This is a genomic window from Ruegeria sp. CG4, assembly GCF_056537185.1.
Genome location: NZ_JBQFRB010000002.1, coordinates 265,497 through 290,591 on the forward strand (window position 1 = coordinate 265,497; position 25,095 = coordinate 290,591).

Genomic DNA, 25,095 nt, shown 5'->3' on the forward strand with positions numbered 1-25,095 from the left:
ACCATGTCCAAACAATTCCCGGAACTGGACGCCGCCCAACGCAAGTTCATCGAAGACCAGCACATGTTCTTTGTCGGCACCGCAGGGCCTGAAGGTCGCGTCAATATCTCGCCCAAGGGCATGGATTCCTTACGTGTTCTTGGGCCCAACCGGATCGTTTGGATGAACCTGACCGGAAGTGGCAACGAAACCGCCGGTCATTTGCTGCAGACCAACCGCATGACGCTGATGTGGTGTTCCTTCACCACGCGCCCTCTGATCCTGCGCACCTATGGCACTGCACATACCCTGCATGTCGGCGACGATGGCTGGGACGAACTGGCCGCCCGGTTCCCCAATCATCGCAGCGCGCGGCAGATCTATGACCTCAGCCTCGACATGGTGCAGACATCCTGTGGCTACGCGGTTCCGTTCATGGAATTCCAATCGGACCGCGACACGATGCAAAAGTGGGTCGACGGAAAATCCGACGAAGACATCCGTGCCTATTGGGTCGACAAGAACCACTCCACGATTGACGGCCACCTCACTCGTGCCTTGGAAAAGGGCGGCGATGCCGGATAGCTATCTCAACCAGATCAAGGCTCATGCCGACCCCGAGCGCGCCGATCAGATGGCGGCCTATCACAAGGTCGAGCGTCCTTACCTGGGGGTCGCCAATCCGGTTTTGAACGACCTCACCAAGTCGTGGCGGCAAGAGCTGGATGTTTCTGCTCGCGTAGAAGTGGCGGACGCTCTGTGGCAGAGCAACATTCACGAGGCTCGTCTTGCTGCTGCCAAGCTGCTGACGCAGGCCCGTATCCGGCCAGATCAGGCGGTCTGGGAACTGCTGCACAGCTGGTTGCCGGATTTTGACGCCTGGGCGGTGGCCGATCACGCCTGCATGGCAATGCAAAAGCGCCTTACAGCAGATCCCGAACGGCTGGATCAGGTGGAGCTCTGGACCGCCTCAGACCACATGTGGACCCGCAGGGCTGCGCTGGTCGCCACCCTGCCCTGGACCAAGCAGAACCACCCCAAACCCGACGATCTGCAGCGCCGCGACCGTATTCTGGGTTGGGCTGCGGGTTATGTTCCCGATCGTGACTGGTTCATTCAGAAATCTGTCGCCTGGTGGCTGCGCGAACTGTCCAAACACGATCCGTCCCGCGTCATTGCATTTCTGTCCGCGCATGGCAGCCAGATGAAGCCCTTTGCCCGCCGCGAGGCCGGCAAATACCTGAAAGATCAGTTGGAATAAACCTCGAGCTCGACCAGAGCGTCGAGCGGCAACAAAAGTGCCCGCATTGCATCCAGCGACAGGCGGCTGCCCCCGCTTTCAGGTCCCGGCGCCGGTACCAGCGCAATATAGGCCTGCGCCCCCGTACTTGGGACCAGAACGCGCCCCGTAAACTCGGTCTCGACCAGAGGGGTTTCCATCCAGCGTCCCGGCGTCGTGGGATCACCCAGCGCGGCGACGGTCGTTCTGGCGCCGATCCAACCAGCCGCAGTGGCGGCAACAGGTTCCGGTTCGATCGCTTCCCCGGCAGTCGCAGCATCCGGTTCGGCAACACCATCGCCACCGCCAAAGACCCGGTCCGTCGTTGACCGAACCGCGTCACATCCCGCCAGCAAAGCGCAAAACACCAAAACCGCATATCTCATGGCCACAACCTATCGACCTGTGCCCATCTATGCCAGCGCAAAGGAAACTTCACCCTTGTCGTGGGCAGGCCGCAGCTTTACCTATGTCGCATGACAGCTCCACTTATCGACCCGTTTGCGCGCGCCATCACCTATCTCCGTGTTTCCGTCACGGATCGCTGCGATTTCCGCTGCGTCTATTGCATGTCCGAAAACATGACGTTCCTGCCCAAAAAGGACCTGCTGACTCTCGAGGAGCTGGATCGCATGTGTTCGACATTTGTCCGGCTGGGCGTCGAAAAGCTGCGCATAACCGGCGGGGAACCACTGGTGCGCCGTAACATCATGAGCTTTTTCAACGCCATGACCCGGCATCTGGACAGCGGCGCGCTGAAAGAGCTGACGCTGACAACCAACGGATCACAGCTAAACCGTTTTTCCGAGGATCTGTATGCCGCAGGTGTGCGCAGGATCAACGTGTCGCTGGATACGCTGGATGACGACAAATTCGCGCGCATCACCCGGTGGGGCCGCCTGAAACAGGTGCTGAACGGCATTGATGCCGCACAAAAAGCCGGATTGCGGATCAAGATCAATGCTGTGGCTCTGAAAGGCTTCAACGAGGAAGAACTGCCGCGCATCACGCAATGGTGCGCTGAGCGTGACATGGACCTGACCTGGATCGAAGTAATGCCGATGGGCGACATCGGCAACGAAGATCGTCTGGATCAGTACTGGTCACTCAAGGATGTACGGGCCGAATATGAAAACCACTACCGGGTCACCGATCTGGCCGAGCGGACCGGCGGCCCTGCGCGCTATGTCCGGCTCGAGGAAACGGGGCAGAAGATCGGCTTCATCACGCCGCTCAGCCACAATTTCTGCGAAAGCTGCAACCGCGTGCGGCTGACCTGCACGGGCGAGCTGTACATGTGCCTGGGCCAGGAAGACATGGCCGATCTGCGCGATCCGCTGCGGGATCATCCGGATACGGAACAACCGCTCGAAGACGCGATCCGCGCTGCGATCAACCTCAAACCCAAGGGGCATGATTTCGACTATTCCCGTCAGGCGGTAGATGGCCGGATGAGCCGCCATATGAGCCACACAGGCGGCTGACATGCCGCGCCGGAACGGCCAGACACTGCTTTATCGATTGTATTGCGGCCTGACCTCAATTGCCGCACCGCTTGTCTGGCGTACCGTGCGCAACAAGCTGCAGGCTGCAGGGGTTCCCCAGGCACGGCAACAGGAACGCCTCGGCCACGCAAGCCAGCCCCGTCCAGATGGCCGCCTGGTCTGGTTTCACGCCGCCAGCGTCGGAGAAAGCCTGTCCGTTCTCAGCCTGATCAATCGGCTTGCGGAAAAGCTGCCAGATGCGCATTTCCTTATCACATCCGGCACTCCGACCTCGGCGGCCCTTATCGAAAAGCGCCTTCCGCCCAGAACGCGCCACCAGTACCCGCCGCTGGACACCGGCGGCCCCGTCGGACGGTTTCTCGCCCATTGGAAGCCCGATGCCGGGATCTTCGTCGAAAGCGAAATCTGGCCGCACCTGATTGTCGAGGCCTCGCACCTGGGAATGCCGCTTGCCCTGCTCAATGCCCGACTGTCGGATAAATCGGTCGCTGGCTGGAAAAAGCGTCCGCGAACAGCACGGTTCATCCTTGAACAGTTTCGCTTGTTTTTGACTCAGAACGACAAGGCGGCGGCCAACCTGCTGGCCATGGGGGCCCAAGCTGACCGGGTCAAGCCCGGGACCAACCTCAAGTCGATGTCCGACCCCCTGCCCGTGAACAAGGAAACGCTGACCAGCATCCGCAGCCAGATTGCCGGGCGGCCGGTCTGGATCGCCAGTTCCACCCACGCCGGAGAAGAGGAAATCGTGCTGGCGGCCCACGCGCAATTGCTGGAAAGCTGGCCCGACCTGCTACTCCTGCTGATCCCCCGCCATCCTGAACGGCGCGAAGATGTCGGTACATTGATCCAGCAGGCCGGCCTTTCCATGTCGCTGCGCTCTGCCGACATGCCAATCACGGCAGACACGCAGGTCTACGTCGCCGATACCCTCGGCGAAACTGGAACCTGGTATGCCTTGTGTCCGATCGTATTTTTGGGCGGCTCGCTCAAGGAAATCGGCGGTCACAATCCGTTTGAACCGGCACAGGCCGGCGCGGCCGTCATTACCGGGCCGGGGTATTTCAACTTTGCCGAAACATTTGCGCCTCTGATCGAAAGTGGCGGCACAATCGAGGTGCGGACAGCACAAGACCTTGCCACCGCCGTCGCCACTTGGCTGAGCGACAAAGTGGCATTAGCGGAAGCCCAAAGCGCCGTGAAAACCTGCGTGAACACTCAAAAATCGGCGCTGGACGACGTCACAGATACACTCTGCACGCATCTTTCTCTCACGTGATCGCCCGTGGGGTCCACGCTTCATCTGGCTAAAAATATCCCGGGGGAGGCGCGCCATAGGCGCGACGGGGGCAGTGCCCCCATCGCCTTTGCCGTCAGGCGGCCGGCATCCTTTGCTCGACAATCTCGGCCCACCAACTGCATCCTGCCGGAATGGCCTCATCATTGAAGTTGTATTGCGGGTGATGCACCATCGCCGTGTCGCCGTTGCCAACCAGAATATAAGCGCCCGGACGTTCTTCCAGCATAAAGGCAAAATCCTCGCCGCCCATGACCAGAGGTGCCTCCTCGCAAGCGCCTGAGACTGAACGCGCCACGTCCGCCGCAAAATCGGTCTGCTCGTCGCTGTTCACCATAACCGGATAGCCCCGGATATAGGTCACATCAGCGTTCCCACCGTAAGTCGCGGCAACGCCGTTGCAGATTTCGTTGATCCGGCGCTCAGCCAGATCCCGCATAGCATTGCTCATGGTGCGCACGGTTCCCTTGATCTGAACCGTCTGAGGGATCACGTTGAAAGCCTTGGAGGAGGTTTCGAACGAGGTTACGGATACCACAATCTGATCGACCGGATCGGCATTACGCGAAGCGATGGTCTGCAACGCCAAAACTGCATTGGCGGCCAGGACGGTCGTATCAACAGTTTCATGTGGTTTGGCCGCGTGGCCGCCAAGGCCTTCGAACGTGATGTCGAACTGGTCAGTAGCTGCAAAGAACGCACCCGGACGGATCGCAAACGACCCTACGGGCTTACCAGGCCAGTTGTGCATTCCATAGACTTCCTGAATATTCCAGCGATCCATCATGCCATCTTCGCACATCTCGCGCCCGCCGCCGCCGCCTTCTTCGGCAGGTTGGAAGATGACCACAACCGTTCCATCGAAATTGCGGGTTTCAGCCAGATATTTTGCGGCCCCCAACAACATCGCCGTATGCCCGTCATGGCCACAGGCATGCATGGCACCCGGAGTTTTCGATGCATAGTCCAGCCCGGTCGCCTCATGGATCGGTAGCGCATCCATATCCGCCCGAAGTCCAATGACCTTGCCTTTGGTATCCGACTTGCCCTTGATCACGCCAACAACGCCGGTTCGCCCGATGCCGGTTACAATCTCGTCACAGCCGAATTCCTTCAGCTTGTCGGCGACCACCGCGCTGGTGCGATGCGTTTCGAACAGTATTTCCGGATTTTCATGAAGATCCCGTCGCCAAGCGGTGATTTCTTCCTGCATCTCGGCAAGGCGGTTCTTGATAGGCATGTCATTCTCCCCTGTGTGTCATGCGACGGGCATTCGTCGTTCCACCACTTCCGCGTACCAACTGCAGCCTGCGGGTATGGCTTCGTCATCAAAGTTATATTCAGGATGGTGGCACATGGCGGTGTCCCCATTGCCAACAAAGATGTAGGCGCCCGGCCGTTCTTCAAGCATGTAGGCGAAATCTTCCGACGGCATGATCGGATCGACGCTATCATTCACCTTGCCGGCAACAGCCGCCGCAGCTTCGGCCGCATAGCCTGTTTCCGCATCGGTATTGACAGTCGCCGGGTACCCCGGCGTCCAGATCACATTTGCCGTTGCACCAAAGGCCGAGGCCGTGTCCTCGGCGATCCGGCGCACCCGCTCTTCCGCGATTGCGCGATACTCGGGATCCAGCGTTCGCACCGTGCCTTGCAACCGCACCGTATGCGCGATCACGTTTGATGCGACACTATCAGTCACGAAGGTGCCAACCGTCAGCACCACACGCTTGATCGGATCGACGGTGCGCGACACAACCGACTGCAAAGCCACGACAATATGAGATGCGACAAGTGTTGTGTCCACCGCATCATGCGGCGCGGCGGCGTGCCCGCCCTTGCCCATCACAACAATCTCGAATTCGTCAGACGAGGCCAGCAAGGCACCGGGTCGAATGGCGAACTCTCCCACCGGAAGGCCAGGCATATTGTGCATGCCGTATACTTCCTGAATGCCCCATCGTTCCATCAGGCCATCCTGACACATCGCCAATCCGCCCGCGCCGCCTTCTTCGGCGGGCTGGAAAATCAGAACAACGGTGCCATCAAAATTCCGGGTCTCAGCCAGATACTGTGCCGCCCCCAGCAGCATCGAGGTATGGCCGTCATGCCCGCAGGCATGCATCTTACCCGGCACGGTCGAGGCATAGTCGAGCCCGGTTGCCTCTTCGATGGGCAGCGCATCCATATCGGCGCGCAGGCCCACCACACGGCCCTTCGTGTCGGTCCGCCCCCGGATCACGCCAACAACGCCTGTTTTGCCGATACCGGGCGTAATCTCATCTACGCCAAACGCTTTCAGGCGCTCTGTTACAAAGGCGGCCGTTTCGTGGACGTCATACATCAATTCTGGATTGGCATGCAGATGGCGGCGCCATTTGGTGATCTCGCCATGCATTTCGGCTAGCCTGTTTTTGACGGGCATTTTCATCCTCCTGTGACAAGAGTTTCAATATCGACCAAGTGGCCACAAATCTCAGGCCCCGAGCTTGTTTACCAGCCGCTCCATAAATCTGTGACCTTCATTGAACTGTGCAATCGTTATGAACTCGTTTGGCTGATGGGCCTGTGCAATATCGCCGGGGCCGCAAATAACCGCTGAATAGCCCGCTTCCTGAAACTGCCCCGCTTCAGTCCCGTAGCTGACAACATGCGAGGCATTGTCCCCCGTCAGGGATCGCACCAAGGCCTCGGCCTCTCCATCGGGCTCAGGCACCAGCGCCGGTACTGCAAAATCCTCGGCCACGTCGATGCGCGCTTCCGAGTGGACCTGCTGCATCCGGGCTTCGATCTGCCGCACCTGCTCCAGATAGTCCGTTCTCCAGTGCGATGCCTGTTCACCGGGCACCACTCGGAAATCCATCATGAACCGGCAGTCCTTGGCAGTGATATTGTGCGCCGTGCCCCCTTCGATCATCCCGACATGGCAGGTGGTCCAGGGCGGGTCGAATATCGCGGCGACATCACTCGGTTCGGCAGCCATATTCTCGGCATTACGATCGTTGGCCCAATCGATCAGCGGCGCCGCCGACATGATCGCGTTGACCCCGGTATGCATGATCGAGCTGTGGACCTCAAACCCGACAACATGTGTATCATACCCGAAGCTGCCTTTGTGGCCCGTGACGGCCTGCATCATCGACGGCTCGCCCACGATCACCGCGGATCCTTTGGGCAGAAACTCCTGCATGGCTTCGATCATCGGCGGGGCTCCGGTGCAGCCAACCTCCTCATCAAAGCTCAGCGCCAGTTGCAGAGGTCGTTTGAGATCCGCGTATTGCGCCTCGACCAATGCCCAGATGGCCAGTGCGTCAAAGCCCTTCATGTCGCAGGTTCCGCGTCCGAAATATTTGCCGTCTCTTTCAACAACAGTGAAAGGGTCGCTGTCCCATGGCTGCCCGTCAACGGGCACGACATCGGTATGGCCGGACAGGACAACCGCCCCTTCCTGCCAGGGGCCAATATGGGCCAGCAGGGCGGCTTTGTGTGGCTGGTTCGGATCGGGCCAGCGATGCGACGTGATGCCGTGGCTGGCCAGGTAGGCTTCGACCCAGTCAACCAGAGGCAAGTTGGTCTCACGGCTCACCGTCGGGAACGAGATCAGGTGCGTCATGATCTCTAGCGGCGTCAGGCGGTGCGGCATGGGGATCAGTAACCGCTATCCGTGGTTAGGACGAAGTGACCCGGCTCGACCTCGCGGTATTCTGAAGGTTCGGGTTTATAGCCGATTGGATGAATTGGCGACGGGATCGGCTTGAAATTCAGATCCTTTTCCGATTTCCGCTGGTTCGGATCGGCAATCGGAACGGCCTTCATCAGCGCCTGAGTATAGGCATGCTGCGGGTTCTCGAACACCCGGGCGCGCGGCCCAAGTTCGACAATGCGGCCCAGATACATGACGCCGACATGGTGGCTGACTCGCTCGACCACGGCCATGTCGTGGCTGATGAACAAATAGCTGAGGCCAAGTTCCGACTGAAGCTCCATCATCAGGTTCAGAACCTGCGCCTGGACCGATACGTCAAGCGCCGATACCGCCTCGTCCGCGACGATCAGCTTGGGGTTCAGCGCCAGCGCTCGGGCAATCGCGATCCGCTGCCGCTGACCACCCGACATCTCGTGCGGGAAACGGCGCATGAAACTGCGCGGCAACTGTACCTTGTCGAACAGTTGCGCCACACGGTCCTGCAACTCCGAGCCTGACGCGACACCGTAGTTGCGCATCGGTTCGGCCACCTGATCGATCAGCTGCATCTGCGGATTGAGCGAGGCGAACGGGTCCTGAAATATCATCTGCATATCCAGCCGCGCTTTGCGCAGACCCGCAGAATCCAGTTTCATGATATCAAGGCCATCCAGATTGACCTCACCTGCCATCGGCTCGACCAGCCGCAGGATCGACCGACCCGCCGAAGATTTGCCGCACCCTGATTCGCCCACAAGGCTCAGCGTCTGGCCCTTGTTCAGGGTGAACGAAACGTCTTCGACCGCGTGCACATTGGAAATCGTGCGACGCAGCAGCCCCCCCTTGACGGGGAACCGGGTGGTCAGGTTCTTGACGGACAGCAGAACTTCTTCAGTGCCGGGGATTGGCGCGATGTTCTGCCCTTCGACACCCAGCAGCTTCATCGGTTCAGGGGCCGATTTTCCCTGCATTTCGCCCAGTTTCGGAACAGCGGCCAGCAGCGCCTTGGTGTAATCGTGCTGCGGATTCTCGAAGATTTCCTTGACCGTGCCCTCTTCGACCTTGTTGCCGCGGAACATGACCACGACGCGGTCGGCCATCTGCGCCACAACCGCCATGTCATGCGTGATGAACATCACCGCCGTGCCGGTTTCCCGCTTGAGCCGGTCCATCAGTGCGAGGATCTCGGCCTGAATGGTCACGTCCAGCGCTGTGGTGGGTTCATCCGCGATCAGCAGGCGCGGCTCGCAGGCCATGGCCATGGCGATCACCACCCGCTGGCGCATGCCGCCGGACAATTCGTGCGGGTATTGCTTCAGTCGCCGTTCGGGTTCTGGAATGCGGACCTGACGCAGCAGTTCCAGCGCGCGGTCCTCGGCCTGCGACTTGGACAGGTTCTTGTGGATCCGCAACCCTTCGGTCAACTGCCGGCCGACGGTAAAAACGGGGTTCAGCGCTGTCATCGGCTCCTGAAAGATCATTCCGATCTCGTTGCCGCGAATCTGTTTCATCAGATTCTGATCGGCCCCAGACAGGTCCATTTCGGTCTTGTCGCGCCGGTCAAACAGCAGTTGCCCACCCGCGATCTCACCGCCGCCGAATTCCACCAACCGCATCAGCGACAGAGACGAGACCGATTTCCCCGACCCCGATTCACCAACGATACATACGGTTTCGCCGGGATTGACCGAAAACGAGACATCTTCGACCCCGACCACCGGACCATCCTTGGTCTGAAATTCGACCCTGAGATTCTTGATCTGGGCAATAGGCTGATCCAGCACGCGCACGCTCCCCTTGGCGGCTTGTTATTTTTGAATGCCAAACGCTAAGGCGGCAGGAAGGGAAAAGTCAAACGCATTGCAGGTTTTCCTTAAGGCAAGGCTTGCAATTTTCCAAAACTCTGTTTCGATACGCCGCGTAACCGTTTTTGGGAGATGGCGGAATTCGCGAAGCGTGGCTTGCATACATGTTTCTTTTCAGCGCCTTACAATCCCACACGGCAACGCCAAACCCGCAGGCCTTGCGGAGATAATCGAGACACGAATGTGTCCAACATGGAGTGTATGATGAAAATCAAAACCCTTTTGCTTGGTGCGATTGCAAGCACAGCGATGGCCCCGATGGCCTTTGCCGAGCGCGGATCGGACGGCAATGTCAGCATCATTTACTGGCAGGCACCGTCGATCCTGAACCCGTTCCTTTCGGGTGGCACCAAGGATGTGGAGTCGGCCTCGCTGGTGATCGAACCGCTCGCCCGCTACGACCAGGACGGCAACATGGTGCCTTATCTGGCATCGGAAATTCCAACCGTTGAAAACGGCGGTGTCAGCGAAGATCTGACCTCGATCACCTGGAAAATCGCACCGGGAATCACCTGGTCGGATGGTAGTCCGTTCACTTCTGCGGACGTGAAATTCACCGCTGACTACTGCATGCACCCCGAAGGTGGCTGCGCGCAGGTGACCAAATTCGAAGGCGTCACATCGGTCGAAGCCGTGGACGACCTGACCGTAAAGGTCACGTTCGATGCACCGACCCCGTTCCCTTATGGTCCGTTTGTCGGCGGCGAAAGCCCGATCATTCAGGCCGCACAGTTTGCCGACTGCCTGGGCGCGAAAGCCCCCGAATGCACCGAGCAGAACTTTAACCCGATCGGCACCGGCCCGTTTGTCGTCACCGAGTTCAAGCCGAACGACGTGATCACCATGAAGGCCAACGACAACTACCGTGATCCGGCAAAACCTGCCTTTGCGACGCTGACCTTCAAAGGTGGCGGTGACGCAACTGCGGCGGGCCGCGCGGTGATGGAAACCGGCGAGTTTGACTATGCCTGGAACCTGCAGCTGGCACCCGAGGTGATCCAGCAGATGCAGGAAGGCGGCAAGGGCACTCCGGTCGCAGGCTTCGGCCCGCTGGTCGAGCGCATCATGCTGAACCAGACCAACCCGTCGCCCGATCTGCCGGAAGGCGAGCGTTCGACTGCTGCGCATCCGCACCCGTTCCTGCAGGATCCTGCGGTTTACAAGGCGATGTCTCTGGCAATCGACCGTCCGCTGCTGGTGGAAATCGGCTATGGTCAGGCCGGTCAGGTCACCTGTAACTGGGTTCCGGCCCCGGCTGCCGTGAATTCGGACACCTTTTCCTGTGACACGCAGGACATCGAAGGTGCGAAGAAGCTGCTGGATGACGCGGGTATCGTAGACTCTGATGGCGACGGCGTGCGTGAAAAAGACGGCGTTCCGCTGAAGATCGTCTACCAGACCTCGACCAACGCCGTCCGTCAGGACTTCCAGGCGCTGATCAAGGAATGGTGGAGCCAGATCGGTATCGAAACTGAGCTGCGCAACATCAACGCGTCGGTCTTCTTCGGCGGTGACCCGGGTTCGCCCGACACCTTCCAGAAGTTCTATGCGGACGTTGAAATGTACGCCAACACCTTCAACGGCACCGACCCTCAGTCCTATCTGGGCAACGGCCTGTGCGACAAGGCACCCAAGCCGGAATCGCAGTGGCAGGGCGAAAACATAAGCCGCTTCTGCAACGAAGAATTCGACAAGCTGCATGGTCAGCTGGCCGAAACCGCCGGTGCGGAAGAGCGTGCAAAAATCGCCCGTCGTCTGAACGACATCATGGTTGAAAACGGCGGTATGATCCCGCTGGTGCACCGTGGCCGTCTGTCGGCACACGCAAACACCCTGGGTGGCGTGATCCTGAATGTTTGGGACAGCGAGCTGTGGAACGCAGCGGACTGGTACCGCAAGACCGGATCCTAAACTTCAAGTTGCAAAGCTGCGCCCCGATCTGTATCGGGGCGCGGTCATTTGCACACCACTCCAACAAGAAGACGCACAATAAAGGCGCCTTTTGATGCTCAACTTCACCATCAGACGACTGATTCTGGCCGTTCCGACGCTCCTGTTCATCAGTCTCGTCATCTTCCTGCTGCTTGAACTCGCACCCGGCGATCCCATGGCGCAGGTTCCGCTTACCGTCCCTCCCGAAGTCAAAGAGAAGATGCGCGAGGCGCTTGGCCTCGGGCAGCCGATGCATATCCGGTTCTGGAAATGGATCGTGCAGTTCTTCTGGATTGAACCGCAGGTGCTGATCGACTCGATGTTCGGCACGACCTTCTCCGAAGGCGATCTGCGTGTGATTTCGTGGCAGACCCGCTCGCCCGTCATGGACATCGTCGTTCAGCGTATCCCGCAGACCCTGTGGGTCGTCGGCACCGCCTATGTGGTCGCCATCCTGATCGCGCTGCCCATCGGCATCTATTCCGCGTACCGCCAGTATTCCTGGTTCGATCAGATGGGCACATTCGTGTCGATGGTCGGCTTCTCGGTCCCGCCCTTCTTCTCGGGCGTGCTGGTGATCGTGATCTTCTCAGTCCAACTTGGCTGGTTCCCGTCAATCTATGACACAACACATGTGGTCGATAGCTGGGACAGTTTTGTCGTGCAGCTGAAGCAGATGATCATGCCTGTCATGGTTCTGGCGCTTCAGATCACCGCACAACTCAGCCGGTTCATGCGCGCCTCGATGCTGGATAACCTCAACCAGGACTACGTCCGCACCGCCCGCGCCAAGGGCCTCAGCGAATACACCGTCGTGATGGTCCACGTGCTGCGCAACTCGATGATTCCGGTTGTCACCGTGATTGCTCTGGGCATTCCGGCCATCTTCGGCGGTGCCATCATTACCGAGCAGGTCTTCAAGGTGAACGGCATCGGCCAATTGCTGATTGGGGCCATTCAGGCCAATGACCTGCCGATGGTGCAGACCCTGACCTTCATCTTCGCCGTCCTGATCGTGCTGTTCAACCTGATCGCAGACGTCCTGTATGGCATTCTGGACCCGAGGATTCGCTATGACTGATCATGATCGCACGGATTCTCTGGTTCCGGACGAAGGGCTTGCCCCGGCCTCGACCGCTCTGCCAACGGCAGACGTGCTGGAGGAACTGGCCACCCCGCCCCGCAGCCAGTGGCGCGATGTCTGGGATCAATTCAAGACCCACAAGGGCGCGATGATCGGGGCCATCCTGTTTATCTTCATCGTGGCCGGCGTCTACATTGGTCCTTATCTGTGGAGCATCGACCCGACACAGATCGACATCCGGTCCCGCAATCAGGGGCCAAGCTGGTCGCATCCGTTTGGAACAGACCAGTTGGGCCGAGACATTCTGGCCCGTATGATGTCAGGCGGGCAAACCTCGGTCTCCGTGGGCATCACCGCGATGTTGCTGGCGTTGTTCCTGGGATCTTTCATCGGCGTTCTGGCCGGGTTCTTCAAACGGCTGGACGGGCCGTTGATGCGCCTGACCGATCTGTTCCTGGCCCTGCCCCTGCTGCCATTGCTTCTAGTCATGATGCTGCTGTTCCGCGAACCGCTGTCGGCGGCATTCGGGCTGGAGCGCGGGATCTTCATCCTGATCGTCGCCGCAATCGGCGTCACATCATGGATGCCGACGGCGCGGATCGTGCGCGGAGATGTTCTGGCGATCAAGGAGCGGGAGTTCGTTCTGGCCGCGCGCTCGATCGGGACAAGCAACGGACAGATCATCACGCGGCACATCCTGCCCAATGTGCTGTCCCCGATCATGGTCTCCGCCACGCTGGGCATCGCCACCGCGATCATCACCGAAAGCGCACTGTCCTTCCTGGGCCTGGGCTTTCCGCCGGACTTCCCGACCTGGGGCCGGTTGCTGTTTGACGGTGTCGACTATCTGCAGCAATACCCCGAACGCGTGTTCTGGCCCGGTCTTGCGATCTCGCTGACGGTGCTAAGCGTCAACTATCTGGGTGACGGTCTGCGCGACGCTCTGGACCCGCGTATTCGCGGACGTTGAACCAAGTCAGCCGGCGCGTTTCAGCGCGCCGGCCAACACGACGATCAGTACCGCCAGCGGTATCAGCACCGAAAACGCCATTCTCAGGCCAAACAATTCGGCCAGAAACCCGATCAATGGCGGCCCGATCAGCAACCCGCCATATCCAAGCGTTGCAACACTGGCAATTGCCTGTCCGGGGGGCACCAGCGGGTCATTCGCGGCGCGACTGAATGCCAGAGGCATGATGACGGCATAACCGATCCCCATCAAAGCAAAGCCGAACAAAGCCAGCGAGGTCGCCGCAGCGGATATCACGCAAAACACCCCGATGGCCGCACAGACACCGCCGAACCTTGCGATACTGACCGGCCCGAACCGGGCTATGAACACCCCACCCGCCAGTCTGAGCGCAACCATGGCAACCGAAAACACCGCATAACCCAACGCTGCAACACCTTCGGTCGCTTCCGTGACATCGCGCAGGTAGACCGCGCTCCAGTCCGCGACCGCTCCCTCGCCCAACGCACCACACAGGGCCGTAATTCCAACAAGAACCAAAGCACCGGACGGCCATGCAAAAACGGCGCCGCCCTCGCTCTCTGACAGTTTTGACGTCCAGCGCACCCATGACAGGGCAAGCGCAAACCCTACGACAATCCCACCCGCCAGCAGGAAATGAGTGATCACGGTCAGCCCCATCTGGACCGCCACGTAACCGCTGAGCGCCCCCAGCCCGGCCCCAAGGCTCCACATTGCGTGAAACGAGGACATGACGGGTTTATCGTAAGCCTGTTCTACCTCGGCCGCCCAGGCGTTCATCGCCACGTCCATCGACCCGTGGAATGCCCCAAAGATGAACAGAAAAACAGCCAGCGCCCAGAACCCGCCTGCCAACGCCAGAAGGATCAGCGAAAGCGTGTAGAGAACGGCAATCACACGCGTGATGACGACGGCTCCGAAGCGGTCGGTCAGACGCCCCGTCACTGGAAATGAACACACTGCCCCTGCCGCCATGAACAGCAAGCCGTAACCCAACGCCTCGTGCGTCAGTTCCAGCCTGTCACGCACCGCGGGGATGCGCGATGCCCAGATGCCGAACAAGGCACCGTTCAGGATGAACATGGCCGCGACAGCGCGCCATGCGACCACTATTCCGATCACGAAAAACCCCTCTTGCCGGACAAACCTGCCGGCCCCGTTCTACAGGCCTGTTGGATTTTGGCAAACGTGATCTAGGACAGCCGCTTGCGGATATGGCGAACACCCACCCAAACGCCCGCGACAACCGGCAATGTCACGGCAGCCGTCAGCATTCCCTTGCTGATGCCCGCGCTCGTCAGCGGATACAAAAGATAGCTGACCAAAGACACCGCATAATAGCTGATTGCAACAACCGACAAGCCTTCTACCGTGTGCTGAAGTCGCAACGCCAGATCTGCGCGACGATCCATGCTTTCCAGCAGCGCCTGGTTCTGAGCACTTCGTTCCACATCCACCCGCGTCCGCAGCAGGTCGCCGGCGCGGATAGCCCGGTCCGACAAGGCTTGCAGGCGGCGCTCGGCCGACTTCACGGTGCGCATTGCCGGGTCATAGCGGCGCATCATGAAATCGGCAAAAGACTGGCCGCCCTCGAACCGCTCCTCGCGCAGGATTTCGATCCGCTGGTTGACAATGGCTTCATAGGCGCCCGACGCTCCAAAGCGAAAAGAGGATTGGGCCGACAGGGTTTCCAGTTCGATCGACGTGGACAGCAGTTGCGGCAATAATTCATCCGGCTTGGACGAACTGACAGTCATCTGCCTCATCAACTCCGTCAGCTTCCCGTCCAGTTCGCCTATGCGCGGCATCAGCTGTTTCACGCGCGCAAAGCCCAGCATGGACATTGCCTTATAGGTCTCGATTTCACACAGACGCTGAATGATACGGCCAGTCCGGCGCTGATTGGTGCCGTCACGGACAAAAACGGCAAAGCGCATATGCCCAGCCGGGTCGATGCGAAAATCGCTGGCGCAAATGGCGGCGTCGTCCAAAACGCGGGCCACCGCCAGGCTTTCCGGTTCGAACCAATCCGCAAGCATCGGCTTCACGGTGTCATCATCCTTGCATTCCACCACCCGCAGCATCGCCGAAGTTACGCGCTGACCGGGGCTTGCCATCAGCCAGTCGGGCGGAAAAATTTCGAAGTCCGCCGGATTGAACGGGCGGTCACTGACATTCTGCGCAATGGCCGTATACGTGACGAATTCAGCGTGCTGCTCCCATTTGAGCCAGTGACGCCCGATCTGTCCGGCATAATGCGTGGCCCCGGGCTGCGGATGCGGTGCTCCGTGGCGGTTCAGCAGATCCGTCAAATGCGCAACATCTTCATCACGATCCCGCGCTACCGCCGCAACGGGCTTCTTGATGGCCAGAAACACCACCGTACAGGGCGTTTTCGCCACCGGAAACGGGCGCGCGTGCAATTCATTGGCCAGCGCATAGCGCAGCGGATGATCCTGGATGGGCGTCATTCTTAGCTCCCTGACTCCGGGCCACTATACCCCGCATTCAAAATACATCAATTATTGTTTTATTTCATATAGTTACGTGAATACCACCGCATACAGTGGAGCTATCCTATTGATTTGGCTGCCAGAGCTCGATCGGATTGCCTTCAGGGTCGCAAATACGAGCGAACTTCCCGACCTCACTGTCCCACTCATCGCGGGTTTCGACCTGGATGCCTGCTGCCTCAAGCTGCGCGATTAACGCTGCCAGATCATCGACGCGGAAGTTGATCATCCACTGTTGCTCTGACCGGCCGAAATATTCGGTCTCCTGGTCGAAAGGCGCAAACACCGTGTACCCCTCGCGCTGTTTCCAGGGGACAGGATCGTAGTGATTGACCCCAAGATGTGTCTCGTACCACGCGGACAACGCTTTCGGATTACGCGCGCGGAAAAACACACCGCCGATGCCGTTCACCTTTTCCATCAACGCCCTCCTGTCAACAACCTGTCCTACCCAGCCTAGCACGCCCCGCTTGCTTCATCTGGCCAAAAATATCCTGGAGGTCAGGAGGCAAAGCCTCCTGCATATCAAAAAAAGAAAAGGGCGCCGTCTGGCGCCCTTTGCAATATTGTTCAGCCTGCCGATCAGTCGATCATGGGCAGCAGCTTGTCCAGGCTCGCCTTGGCGTCGCCATAGAACATGCGGGTGTTTTCCTTGAAGAACAGCGGGTTTTCGATGCCCGAATAGCCAGTACCCTGACCACGCTTGGACACGAACACCTGCTTGGCCTTCCAGCATTCCAGAACCGGCATGCCGGCAATGGGGCTGTTGGGGTCTTCCTGCGCCGCAGGGTTCACGATGTCATTCGAACCGATCACGATGGCCACATCCGTGTCCGGGAAGTCATCGTTGATCTCGTCCATTTCCAGAACGATGTCATACGGCACCTTCGCTTCGGCCAACAGAACGTTCATATGGCCCGGCAGACGACCGGCTACGGGGTGGATCGCAAAACGCACCTCTTTGCCCTTGGCGCGCAGCTTGCGGACCAGTTCAGAAACGGACTGCTGCGCCTGCGCGACGGCCATACCGTAGCCCGGGATGATGATCACGCTGTCAGCGTCGTTCAGCGCGGCCGCAACTCCATCTGCGTCGATCGCCACCTGCTCGCCCTCGACCGCCATCTGCTCGCCCTGCGGGCCACCGAAGCCGCCCAGGATCACGCTGACAAAGTGACGGTTCATCGCCTTACACATGATGTAGGACAGGATCGCACCGGACGAGCCCACCAGCGCGCCGACCACGATCAGCAGGTCGTTGCCCAGCGAGAAGCCGATCGCCGCAGCGGCCCAGCCCGAGTAGCTGTTCAGCATCGACACAACCACCGGCATGTCGGCGCCTCCGATGCCCATGATCAGGTGGTAACCAATGAACAGCGCCGCCAGCGTCATCAGGATCAGCGGGAACAGGCCACCCGACGAGGTGTACCAGATCAGGCAGATCAGCGAGAGACCGGCAGCCGCCGCGTTCAGCGCATGACCGCCGGGCAGTTTAGTTGCGGCGCTCGTCACCTTACCCGCCAGCTTGCCATAGGCGACAACCGAACCGGTAAAGGTAATCGCACCGATGAAGATGCCGAGGTACAATTCGACATGCAGGATTGCCAGTTCCGCCGCGGTCTTCTTGGCGATCAGCTTAGCAAATGCGCCCAGATCGGAAAGATCCGCCTGAGACGCACTGTCGGCAATCGCCATGACCTGCGCCACGTTACCGATTTCGAAATGAGCGTTGAAGCCGACGAACACAGCCGCAAGACCCACCAGCGAGTGCATAGCTGCGACAAGCTGCGGCATCTCGGTCATCTGCACGCGCTGCGCCACGTATTGGCCGATGAAACCGCCACCGGCGATCAGCAGCAGCGACAGCAGCCACAGTCCCGAACCGGGACCAACCAGCGTGGCGAAGACCGCCAGCGCCATACCGACGATGCCATACCAGACCGCGCGCTTGGCGCTTTCCTGGTTCGACAGACCGCCGAGCGAAAGGATGAACAAAACAGCCGCAACAACATAGGCAGCAGTAGTGAAGCCAAATTCCATGTGCCCGGCCTCCTTAAGATTTCTGGAACATGGCAAGCATGCGCCGGGTTACGAGGAAGCCACCGAAGATGTTGATCCCGGCCATGAAGACGGACAGCGCCGCCAGCAGAATGACCAGGAACGATCCTGATCCGATCTGCATCAAGGCCCCAACGATGATGATCGACGAGATCGCGTTGGTGATCGCCATCAGCGGAGTGTGCAAGCTGTGCGAAACATTCCAGATCACCTGGAAGCCCACAAAGATCGCCAGCACAAAGACGATGAAGTGCTGCATGAAACTGGCCGGAGCGATCAGCCCCACCAGCAACATCAGCGCACCACCAACACCCAGCAGTGTGAACTGCTGCTTGGTCTGCGCCTTGAAGGCCGCAATCTCCTGCGCCTTCTTCTCTTCCGGGGTCAGTTCCTTGACTTCCGGTTTCTTCTGCGCCGCAATCGCCTGCACTTTCGGCGGCGGCGGCGGGAAGGTAATCTCGCCCTCATAGGTCACAGTCGAGCCGCGAATGACGTCATCTTCCATGTCGTGATTGATCTGACCGTCCTTTTCGGGCGTCAGGTCGGTCATCATGTGACGGATGTTGGTCGCATACAAAGACGAGGACTGTGCTGCCATCCGGCTGGGGAAGTCGGTATATCCGATAATGGTCACGCCATTGTCGGTCACGATCTTCTCGTCCGCCACGGTCAGCTTGCAGTTGCCGCCCTTTTCCGCCGCCAGATCGACGATCACCGAGCCGGGCTTCATGCTTTCAACCATGTCCTTGGTCCAAAGCTCGGGCGCTTCGCGGTTCGGGATCAGCGCCGTGGTGATGACGATGTCCATCTCGGGCGCAAGTTCGCGGAACTTGGCCAGCTGCGCGTTGCGGAACTCTTCGGACTGGACCGAGGCATAACCGCCGGTGGCCGCGCCGTCCTGCTGGTCTTCTTCAAAGTCCAGATAGACGAATTCAGCACCCATGGACTCGACCTGCTCGGCCACTTCCGGGCGCACGTCGAACGCATAGGTGATCGCGCCCAGCGAGGTCGAGGTCCCGATGGCCGCCAGACCGGCCACACCGGCGCCAACGATCAGCACCTTTGCAGGCGGCACTTTACCTGCCGCCGTCACCTGACCGGTGAAAAAGCGACCAAAGTTGTTGCCCGCCTCGATCACGGCGCGGTAACCCGCGATATTGGCCATCGACGACAGCGCGTCCATCTTCTGCGCGCGCGAAATACGCGGCACCATTTCCATGGCGATCACGTTTGCGCCCTTGGATTTGGCCAGTTCCATGCCTTCTTCGTTGCCCGCAGGGTTGAAGAACGAGATCAGCGTCTTGCCCTTGGTCAGCCGCTTCAATTCCACATCGGTCGGTTGGCGCACCTTGGCGACGATATCAGCCGCCTTCCAAAGCGCCGCCGCGGTCTTGACCACCTCGACACCCGCAGCCTCATAGGCCGCATCCGAGAACCCGGCAGCGGCACCCGCGCCCTTCTCGATCAGGCACTCATAGCCCAGCTTCTGCAATTGCACGGCAGAGTCCGGCGTCATCGCAACCCGGTTCTCTCCGTCCAGTCTTTCCTTCGGTGTGCCTATTTTCACCGGTGCTATCCCCCTAATTTTGACTCAATCTGAGCAGGTGGTCGGTATTGTTTGATAAGCAAACATGTATCCTGCGCAACATTATTTCGCAAGCGCAGCATTTTTGACGTTGGATCATCGCCGCAACCCACTCATATCCACCGCCGTGTTTCCCGTTCATAACGGGCAAAATCGGCGCGGAATGTCCGGCGCAGGCGGTCTTCTTCCGGCAGGATAAAACGGCGTTCCAGGACCCAGACAAAGACCGGCACCAAAACCAGAGAAAGCACTGCATCAAAACGCAGAATCAGACCGGCCAGGATCAGAACATCCCCCAGATAAATCGGATTGCGGCTGCGCTTGTAGATGCCCGAGCGTACCATCGCGGTCGGTGTTTCGTGCGGAATGACGGTGGTTTTGTGGCGGCGGAATTCGACGATGGCCAACACGGCCAGAAGGATGCCCCCTCCGATCAGGATGCCACTCAAAAGATCGGTCAGGCCGCTTTCCAGCGACAGATCCAACGACAGATGACGTCCCTGCAGCCACGCGAGCACGGCGAATCCCAAAAGCCAGACGGGTGGTACATCAATCCGTTGCACGCACATTTCCTGTGATTGACGACACGCGCGATCATGTCGCTTCTGAACGACGTCCTACCGCTTTCGGGCCAAAATGGCAAAGCTCAGGATGTCGCATCGATGGACAGGCGGTATCCGATCAGATAGGCCCGTGGAAACACTGATCCGAAGCACAATGAGATGAGCACTGAATGACCGATTTTGCCGCAACCAAAGCCATGTTCGACCTGCCCGAGGGCGTGATTTATCTGGATGGCAATTCGCTCGGTCCTTTGCCCAAGGCGGCGGGCGCACGTGTGCAGGACATGATGGCCAACGAATGGGGGCAAATGCTGATCACCGGCTGGAACAAGGCAGGCTGGATGGGAATGCCGACCGGGCTGGGTGATCGTATCGGGCGGCTGATCGGGGCCGAACCCGGCAGCGTTGTGGTCGGCGACACATTGTCGATCAAGGTATATCAGGCCGTGGCGTCCGCGCTGGAGCTGTGCCCCAACCGCAAGGTTGTTCTGTCGGACAACGGAAACTTCCCCTCGGACCTTTACATGGCGGACGGGCTTCTGCGCTCACTCGGACCGGATTATGAATTGCGTGTGGTCGCCCCTGAGGACGTGGCCGCGAACATTACCGAAGACGTTGCCGTTCTGATGCTGACGGAAGTGGACTATCGCTCGGGACGCATGCACGACATGAAGGCGCTGACGGAACAGGCGCATTCGAACGGCACAGTTACGGTCTGGGACCTGGCCCATTCTGCGGGCGCAATTCCCGTTGACCTGTCGGGCTGCAACGCAGATTTTGCAGTGGGCTGCACATACAAATACCTCAACGGTGGTCCGGGCGCACCTGCCTTTATCTATGTCGCACCACGTCTGGCTGACAGCGTCAGGCCCGCACTGTCCGGCTGGCTGGGTCACGAAGCGCCATTTGCCTTTGATCTGGATTACCGTCCGGGCAGCGGGATCGAAAGAATGCGGGTCGGCACCCCCCCGGTCATTCAGATGAGCGCGCTTGCATTAGCAATGGATGTCTGGGATCTGGCAGAAATGAACGACGTGCGGGCCAAGTCCATCGAACTGACCGAGCTTTTCGTTGCGCGCGTCGAAGCCACCTGCCCTGGTCTGCATCTGGCCAGCCCGCGAGATCCGAACCTGCGCGGCAGTCAGGTCTCATTCCATTTCACCGAGGGCTATGCCGCGATGCAGGCCCTGATCGTGCGCGGCGTGATCGGAGATTTCCGGGCCCCGGACATTATGCGCTTTGGCTTCACGCCGCTCTACATCGATGAACAGGATGTCGAACGCGCGGTCGAAATTCTTGCAGATATCATGCAGAACAGATTGTGGGACGCGCCGGAATACAAAATTCGCCAGCGCGTCACCTGACCTCTAGCCCGGCGCCAAACAGGTCAGCCACCTGGCCTACCTGTTGTTCGTAAACCTCGGCACCCGCTCCGGTCAGTTTCAATCCCTTGAGCGTCGCTGAAATGGTCCGGCCGGTTTCAACGGCGTCGGCGAACAACCGAACGCGCCCAGCTTGTTGTTGGTGTGACAGCCAGTCTGCGTAAAGCCCCGCCAGCATGGCCTCCCCCTCCGAGATGATCTCGGAAGACATGGACTTGGTGTTATCCAGCAGTTCAAGCCCGTGCGGCAGCGCCAGAATGGCTGCCATTCCTTCGGTCTGCGCCCGTATTGCTCGCTTCAACACGTCCGGCACGGAACCGGGCGACGCCAGTGCGGCAGCAACCGCTGCGCTTTTTTCCGCATAGTAGAGTTCGGTCAGCTTTCTGACGATCGCTTCTTTGTTCTTGTAGTGCAGATACACGGCCGGTCGGGACATCCCCGCGCCCCGCGCTATGTCGTCCATTGATGTCTTGCGAAATCCGTACGTTGCAAACGCCTGAAAGGCCGAGTCCAGGATCGCTTTTTGCCGTATATCGCCAACTGCTTCTGTCATGCTCAAATTCGTGACATTTTTTGTTTATTTTGTCAATTGACATCCTGACACTTTTCATCAATTGTGTCAGAAACCGCGACAGCTACGAGAGGTGCGCCATGGCGACCGCCCTTAAGATCAATGGAAAACAGCATCAGATTGACCTGCCCGATGACGTCCCCCTGCTTTGGGTCTTGCGGGATGAGGTCGGCCTGACCGGGACCAAATTCGGCTGTGGCGTGGCAGCCTGCGGGGCCTGCACCGTCCATATTAATGGCGAGGCGGTACGCTCGTGCCAGGTTGCGCTATCGGACGTTTGGGGTGACGTGACCACAATAGAAGGTATCGGCACCCCGGACGCGATGGCCACCATACAGCAGGCCTGGGTCGATCATCAGGTCGCGCAATGCGGTTATTGCCAGTCGGGCCAGATCATGCAGGCCGCTGCGCTGCTGGCGGAAAACCCCGTCCCAAGCGACAGTGATATCAACGAGGCGATGCAGGGCAACCTGTGCCGCTGTGGCACCTATCCCCGCATTCGCGCCGCGATTCACGATGCGGCTTCAAAGATAAACGAGGCGTAAGTCATGGCATCTGTTGGTAAAATCCTCCGCCGCACGTTCCTGATCGGTTCAGCCGCAATTGTCGGCGGCGTGGCGTTCGGCGCCTACTATGTCAGCCGCCCGGTCGCCAATCCGCTCAAACCTGGCAAAGGCGAGGCGGCGCTGAACCCGTTCGTTCTGATCGACCAGAACGGCGTTACCCTCTTTGCACCCCGGGCCGAGATGGGTCAGAGCGTGAAAACCACCTGGGCCGCACTGATCGCGGAAGAACTGGACGTGGATCTGGACCAGATCACCGTCCTGCACGGCCCGGCGGCGCAAGCCTATTACAACACGGCTATGATCGGTGAAGGCTTGCCGAACAAGGGCTACGACATCTCTGATTTCCAGCACAATCTGGGTGAAGCTTTGGGCGGGATCGGCAAAGTGCTCAGCCTGCATGTGACTGGCGGCTCGACCTCGATGAAGGACGGCTTCGAGCGGATGCGGGAAGCCGGCGCCTCGGCCCGCGAAACGCTGAAACAGGCTGCCGCCGACCGTCTGGGCGTGGACCGCAGTGCCCTGAACACGGCCTCGGGCCATGTGATTGCCCCGAATGGCGACAAGATACCCTACACCGAACTGGCCGTGGATGTGGCCAAGCTCGACCCGATCGAGGCACCGCTGCGTGACCCCTCGGAATGGCGTTACCTTGGCCGGCCCCAACCGCGTCTGGACATTGCCGAAAAGGCGACCGGCACCGCCGAATTCGCAATCGATGTACGCCTGCCCGGAATGAAATTCGCCTCGGTCCGCATGAACCCGAAACTGGGTGGCCAGATGAACGGCTTTGACGACACCGCCGCGAAGTCAATGCCGGGGGTCGAGAAAATCGTCGATCTGGGCACTGGCGTTGCTGTCATTGCCACCAATACATGGCTGGCCAATCAGGCAGTCGAAGCCATTGACGTGGATTGGGGCGACGCGCCCTATCCGCCCGGGACAGAGGCAATCTTTGCCAGGATCAGCGAGGCGTTCGAGAACGACCCGAACTCGACCATGCGCGATGACGGCGACGTCAGCACTCTGCCGGACGGCGCCACCGAGATATCCGCGGAATACACCGTGCCTTATCTGGCCCACGCGACAATGGAACCGATGACGGCCGCCGCGCTGTTTTCCGGCAACAAACTGGAATTCTGGGGCGGCAATCAGGCCCCGACCTTCATGCAGATCAAAATTGCCGAGGCGGCCAATCTCGAAACCGATGCTGTTGAGGTTCATACCACCTATCTGGGCGGGGGCTATGGCCGTCGGCTGGAGTTTGACTTTGGGGTCATCGCCACAAAAATCGCCTTGGCCATGCCGAACACGCCGGTTCTGACGACCTGGAGCCGGGAAGAGGACATGCGCCACGACTTCTATCGTCCCGGCGCAATAGCCCGGATGCGCGGTGCGGTCAAAGACGGTCAGGCGGTCCTGATTGACGGTCGGGTCGCCTCGCAATCCTGCACACATCAGGCCGTGTCTCGCGTGACCGGGTTCGCCGGCGGCGGCCCCGACAAGGTACTTGTCGAAGGGCTGTTCAACCAGCCATATGCCGTGCCGAACTATCGCATCAGCGGCCACATCGCCGATCTGGATATTCCCGTCGGCTTCTGGCGTTCGGTCGGCAACAGCCACAACGGGTTCTTCCACGAAACTTTCATGGATGAAATGGCCCATGCCGCCGGCCGCGACCCGCTGGAATTCCGGCTGGAGCTGATGAGGAACGAACACGCGCCATCGGCCGGGTGTCTGGAAGCGGTGCGCGACATGTCGGGCTGGACCGGCCAGACCCCGGACGGAGTTGGCCGCGGGGTCGCCTTCACCTACAGCTTCGGCACTCCGGTAGCGCAAGTGATCGAAGTCGTTGACGAAGACGGCAGCATCCGCATCAGCAAGGCTTGGATTGCCTGCGATATGGGCATTGCGCTGGACCCCGATAACGTCAAGGCGCAGATGTTCGGCGGCATGATGTACGGCCTGTCAGCGGCCTGCTTTGGTGCAATAACCTTTGCCGATGGCGAGGTCGAGCAGTTCAACTTCCCCGACTATGACGCCATGCGTATGCACACGGCCCCGGAAGTCGAAGTGCGCGTACTGGAAACCAACCGTCACCTGGGCGGCGCAGGAGAACCCGGCACGCCGCCATCAATGCCGGCACTGGGCAACGCGCTTTTTGACCTGACCGGAGAACGTGCTCGGTCTCTGCCGCTGATCAATCAGTTCAATCTGGTGGTTTGATGCAACCCGACCGGTCCCGTTTT

22 protein-coding genes are annotated in these 25,095 nt (G+C 59.6%); 10 read left to right on the forward strand and 12 right to left on the reverse strand.

Annotated elements, in window-relative coordinates; all coding sequences use genetic code 11:
• Positions 1–3 precede the first annotated feature (3 nt).
• Together ACR0J2_RS07675 and ACR0J2_RS07680 are read left to right on the forward strand one after the other, a co-directional pair.
• The gene (locus ACR0J2_RS07675) at positions 4–564 is read left to right on the forward strand and encodes a pyridoxamine 5'-phosphate oxidase family protein (RefSeq protein WP_480812196.1); all 561 of its coding nucleotides are present in this window, start codon (positions 4–6) and stop codon (positions 562–564) included.
• Positions 554–1,240 (forward strand): DNA alkylation repair protein, encoded by a 687-nt coding sequence (locus tag ACR0J2_RS07680; protein WP_480812197.1) that lies wholly within the window; start codon positions 554–556, stop codon positions 1,238–1,240. The genes ACR0J2_RS07675 and ACR0J2_RS07680 overlap by 11 nt, the downstream gene beginning before the upstream one ends.
• Here the strand turns inward: ACR0J2_RS07680 and ACR0J2_RS07685 are convergent.
• Positions 1,228–1,644, reverse strand: coding sequence for a hypothetical protein (locus ACR0J2_RS07685; protein WP_170806565.1), 417 nt, complete (start codon positions 1,642–1,644; stop codon positions 1,228–1,230). The genes ACR0J2_RS07680 and ACR0J2_RS07685 overlap by 13 nt on opposite strands.
• Before the next feature lie 90 nt (positions 1,645–1,734).
• On the opposite strand from ACR0J2_RS07685, the gene moaA reads away from it, so the two are divergent.
• Positions 1,735–2,742 carry a GTP 3',8-cyclase MoaA gene (gene moaA / locus ACR0J2_RS07690; RefSeq protein ID WP_170806566.1) on the forward strand — a complete coding sequence of 336 codons (1,008 nt, stop codon included), beginning with the start codon at positions 1,735–1,737 and terminating at the stop codon, positions 2,740–2,742.
• A 1-nt stretch (position 2,743) separates the two neighbouring features.
• A complete protein-coding gene (locus tag ACR0J2_RS07695; protein ID WP_480812198.1) occupies positions 2,744–4,039 on the forward strand; it encodes a 3-deoxy-D-manno-octulosonic acid transferase in 1,296 nt (431 codons plus the stop codon).
• A 94-nt stretch (positions 4,040–4,133) separates the two neighbouring features.
• Here the strand turns inward: ACR0J2_RS07695 and ACR0J2_RS07700 are convergent, their stop codons facing one another.
• Genes ACR0J2_RS07700 through ACR0J2_RS07715 form a run of 4 tightly spaced genes read right to left on the reverse strand, consistent with a single transcriptional unit; the run spans position 4,134 to position 9,526 of the window.
• Positions 4,134–5,297 carry a M20 aminoacylase family protein gene (locus ACR0J2_RS07700; RefSeq protein ID WP_480812199.1) on the reverse strand — a complete coding sequence of 388 codons (1,164 nt, stop codon included), beginning with the start codon at positions 5,295–5,297 and terminating at the stop codon, positions 4,134–4,136.
• A gap of 18 nt (positions 5,298–5,315) precedes the next feature.
• Positions 5,316–6,482, reverse strand: coding sequence for a M20 aminoacylase family protein (locus ACR0J2_RS07705; RefSeq protein WP_170806569.1), 1,167 nt, complete (start codon positions 6,480–6,482; stop codon positions 5,316–5,318).
• Positions 6,483–6,533: 51 nt separating this feature from the next.
• The gene (gene argE / locus ACR0J2_RS07710; protein ID WP_480812200.1) at positions 6,534–7,700 is read right to left on the reverse strand and encodes an acetylornithine deacetylase; all 1,167 of its coding nucleotides are present in this window, start codon (positions 7,698–7,700) and stop codon (positions 6,534–6,536) included.
• Between the two features lie 5 nt (positions 7,701–7,705).
• Entirely contained in the window at positions 7,706–9,526 is a 1,821-nt protein-coding gene (locus tag ACR0J2_RS07715; RefSeq protein WP_170806571.1) for an ABC transporter ATP-binding protein, read from the reverse strand.
• Positions 9,527–9,811: 285 nt separating this feature from the next.
• Between ACR0J2_RS07715 and ACR0J2_RS07720 the strand changes: the two genes are divergently transcribed.
• The 3 genes from ACR0J2_RS07720 (at position 9,812) to ACR0J2_RS07730 (ending at position 13,593) form a co-directional block, all read left to right on the forward strand.
• Positions 9,812–11,518 carry a peptide ABC transporter substrate-binding protein gene (locus ACR0J2_RS07720; RefSeq protein WP_170615308.1) on the forward strand — a complete coding sequence of 569 codons (1,707 nt, stop codon included), beginning with the start codon at positions 9,812–9,814 and terminating at the stop codon, positions 11,516–11,518.
• Between the two features lie 94 nt (positions 11,519–11,612).
• Positions 11,613–12,620 (forward strand): ABC transporter permease, encoded by a 1,008-nt coding sequence (locus ACR0J2_RS07725; protein WP_170615306.1) that lies wholly within the window; start codon positions 11,613–11,615, stop codon positions 12,618–12,620.
• Complete coding sequence (locus tag ACR0J2_RS07730) at positions 12,613–13,593, forward strand: ABC transporter permease (protein WP_170806572.1); 981 nt, start codon at positions 12,613–12,615, stop codon at positions 13,591–13,593. The genes ACR0J2_RS07725 and ACR0J2_RS07730 overlap by 8 nt, the downstream gene beginning before the upstream one ends.
• Before the next feature lie 6 nt (positions 13,594–13,599).
• On the opposite strand, the gene ACR0J2_RS07735 is transcribed toward ACR0J2_RS07730, so the two are convergent.
• The 6 genes from ACR0J2_RS07735 to ACR0J2_RS07760 all read right to left on the reverse strand — a co-directional run bounded on the left by ACR0J2_RS07735 (position 13,600) and on the right by ACR0J2_RS07760 (position 20,330).
• On the reverse strand, positions 13,600–14,736 hold the full coding sequence (locus ACR0J2_RS07735) for an MFS transporter (RefSeq protein WP_480812201.1): 1,137 nt from the start codon (positions 14,734–14,736) through the stop codon (positions 13,600–13,602).
• A gap of 71 nt (positions 14,737–14,807) precedes the next feature.
• The gene (locus ACR0J2_RS07740) at positions 14,808–16,085 is read right to left on the reverse strand and encodes a DUF3422 family protein (protein WP_480812202.1); all 1,278 of its coding nucleotides are present in this window, start codon (positions 16,083–16,085) and stop codon (positions 14,808–14,810) included.
• Between the two features lie 106 nt (positions 16,086–16,191).
• Positions 16,192–16,548 carry a VOC family protein gene (locus tag ACR0J2_RS07745; protein WP_480525189.1) on the reverse strand — a complete coding sequence of 119 codons (357 nt, stop codon included), beginning with the start codon at positions 16,546–16,548 and terminating at the stop codon, positions 16,192–16,194.
• A gap of 161 nt (positions 16,549–16,709) precedes the next feature.
• On the reverse strand, positions 16,710–18,164 hold the full coding sequence (locus ACR0J2_RS07750; RefSeq protein ID WP_170615302.1) for an NAD(P)(+) transhydrogenase (Re/Si-specific) subunit beta: 1,455 nt from the start codon (positions 18,162–18,164) through the stop codon (positions 16,710–16,712).
• 13 nt (positions 18,165–18,177) lie between these two features.
• Positions 18,178–19,749 (reverse strand): Re/Si-specific NAD(P)(+) transhydrogenase subunit alpha, encoded by a 1,572-nt coding sequence (locus ACR0J2_RS07755; protein WP_170677877.1) that lies wholly within the window; start codon positions 19,747–19,749, stop codon positions 18,178–18,180.
• Positions 19,750–19,880: 131 nt separating this feature from the next.
• Entirely contained in the window at positions 19,881–20,330 is a 450-nt protein-coding gene (locus ACR0J2_RS07760) for an isoprenylcysteine carboxylmethyltransferase family protein (RefSeq protein WP_321254091.1), read from the reverse strand.
• 170 nt (positions 20,331–20,500) lie between these two features.
• Here ACR0J2_RS07760 and kynU point away from each other — a divergent pair, with 170 nt between their 5' ends.
• Positions 20,501–21,694, forward strand: coding sequence for a kynureninase (gene kynU, locus ACR0J2_RS07765; protein WP_480812203.1), 1,194 nt, complete (start codon positions 20,501–20,503; stop codon positions 21,692–21,694).
• On the opposite strand, the gene ACR0J2_RS07770 is transcribed toward kynU, so the two are convergent.
• On the reverse strand, positions 21,687–22,265 hold the full coding sequence (locus ACR0J2_RS07770) for a TetR/AcrR family transcriptional regulator (protein ID WP_170615298.1): 579 nt from the start codon (positions 22,263–22,265) through the stop codon (positions 21,687–21,689). The two genes, kynU and ACR0J2_RS07770, sit on opposite strands and share 8 nt — an antisense overlap.
• Positions 22,266–22,363: 98 nt before the next feature.
• Between ACR0J2_RS07770 and ACR0J2_RS07775 the strand changes: the two genes are divergently transcribed.
• Together ACR0J2_RS07775 and ACR0J2_RS07780 are read left to right on the forward strand one after the other, a co-directional pair.
• Positions 22,364–22,828: a (2Fe-2S)-binding protein gene (locus tag ACR0J2_RS07775; RefSeq protein WP_480812204.1), complete on the forward strand. Its 465-nt coding sequence runs from the start codon at positions 22,364–22,366 to the stop codon at positions 22,826–22,828.
• Positions 22,829–22,831: 3 nt separating this feature from the next.
• Complete coding sequence (locus tag ACR0J2_RS07780; RefSeq protein WP_480812205.1) at positions 22,832–25,072, forward strand: xanthine dehydrogenase family protein molybdopterin-binding subunit; 2,241 nt, start codon at positions 22,832–22,834, stop codon at positions 25,070–25,072.
• Positions 25,073–25,095: the final 23 nt, after the last annotated feature.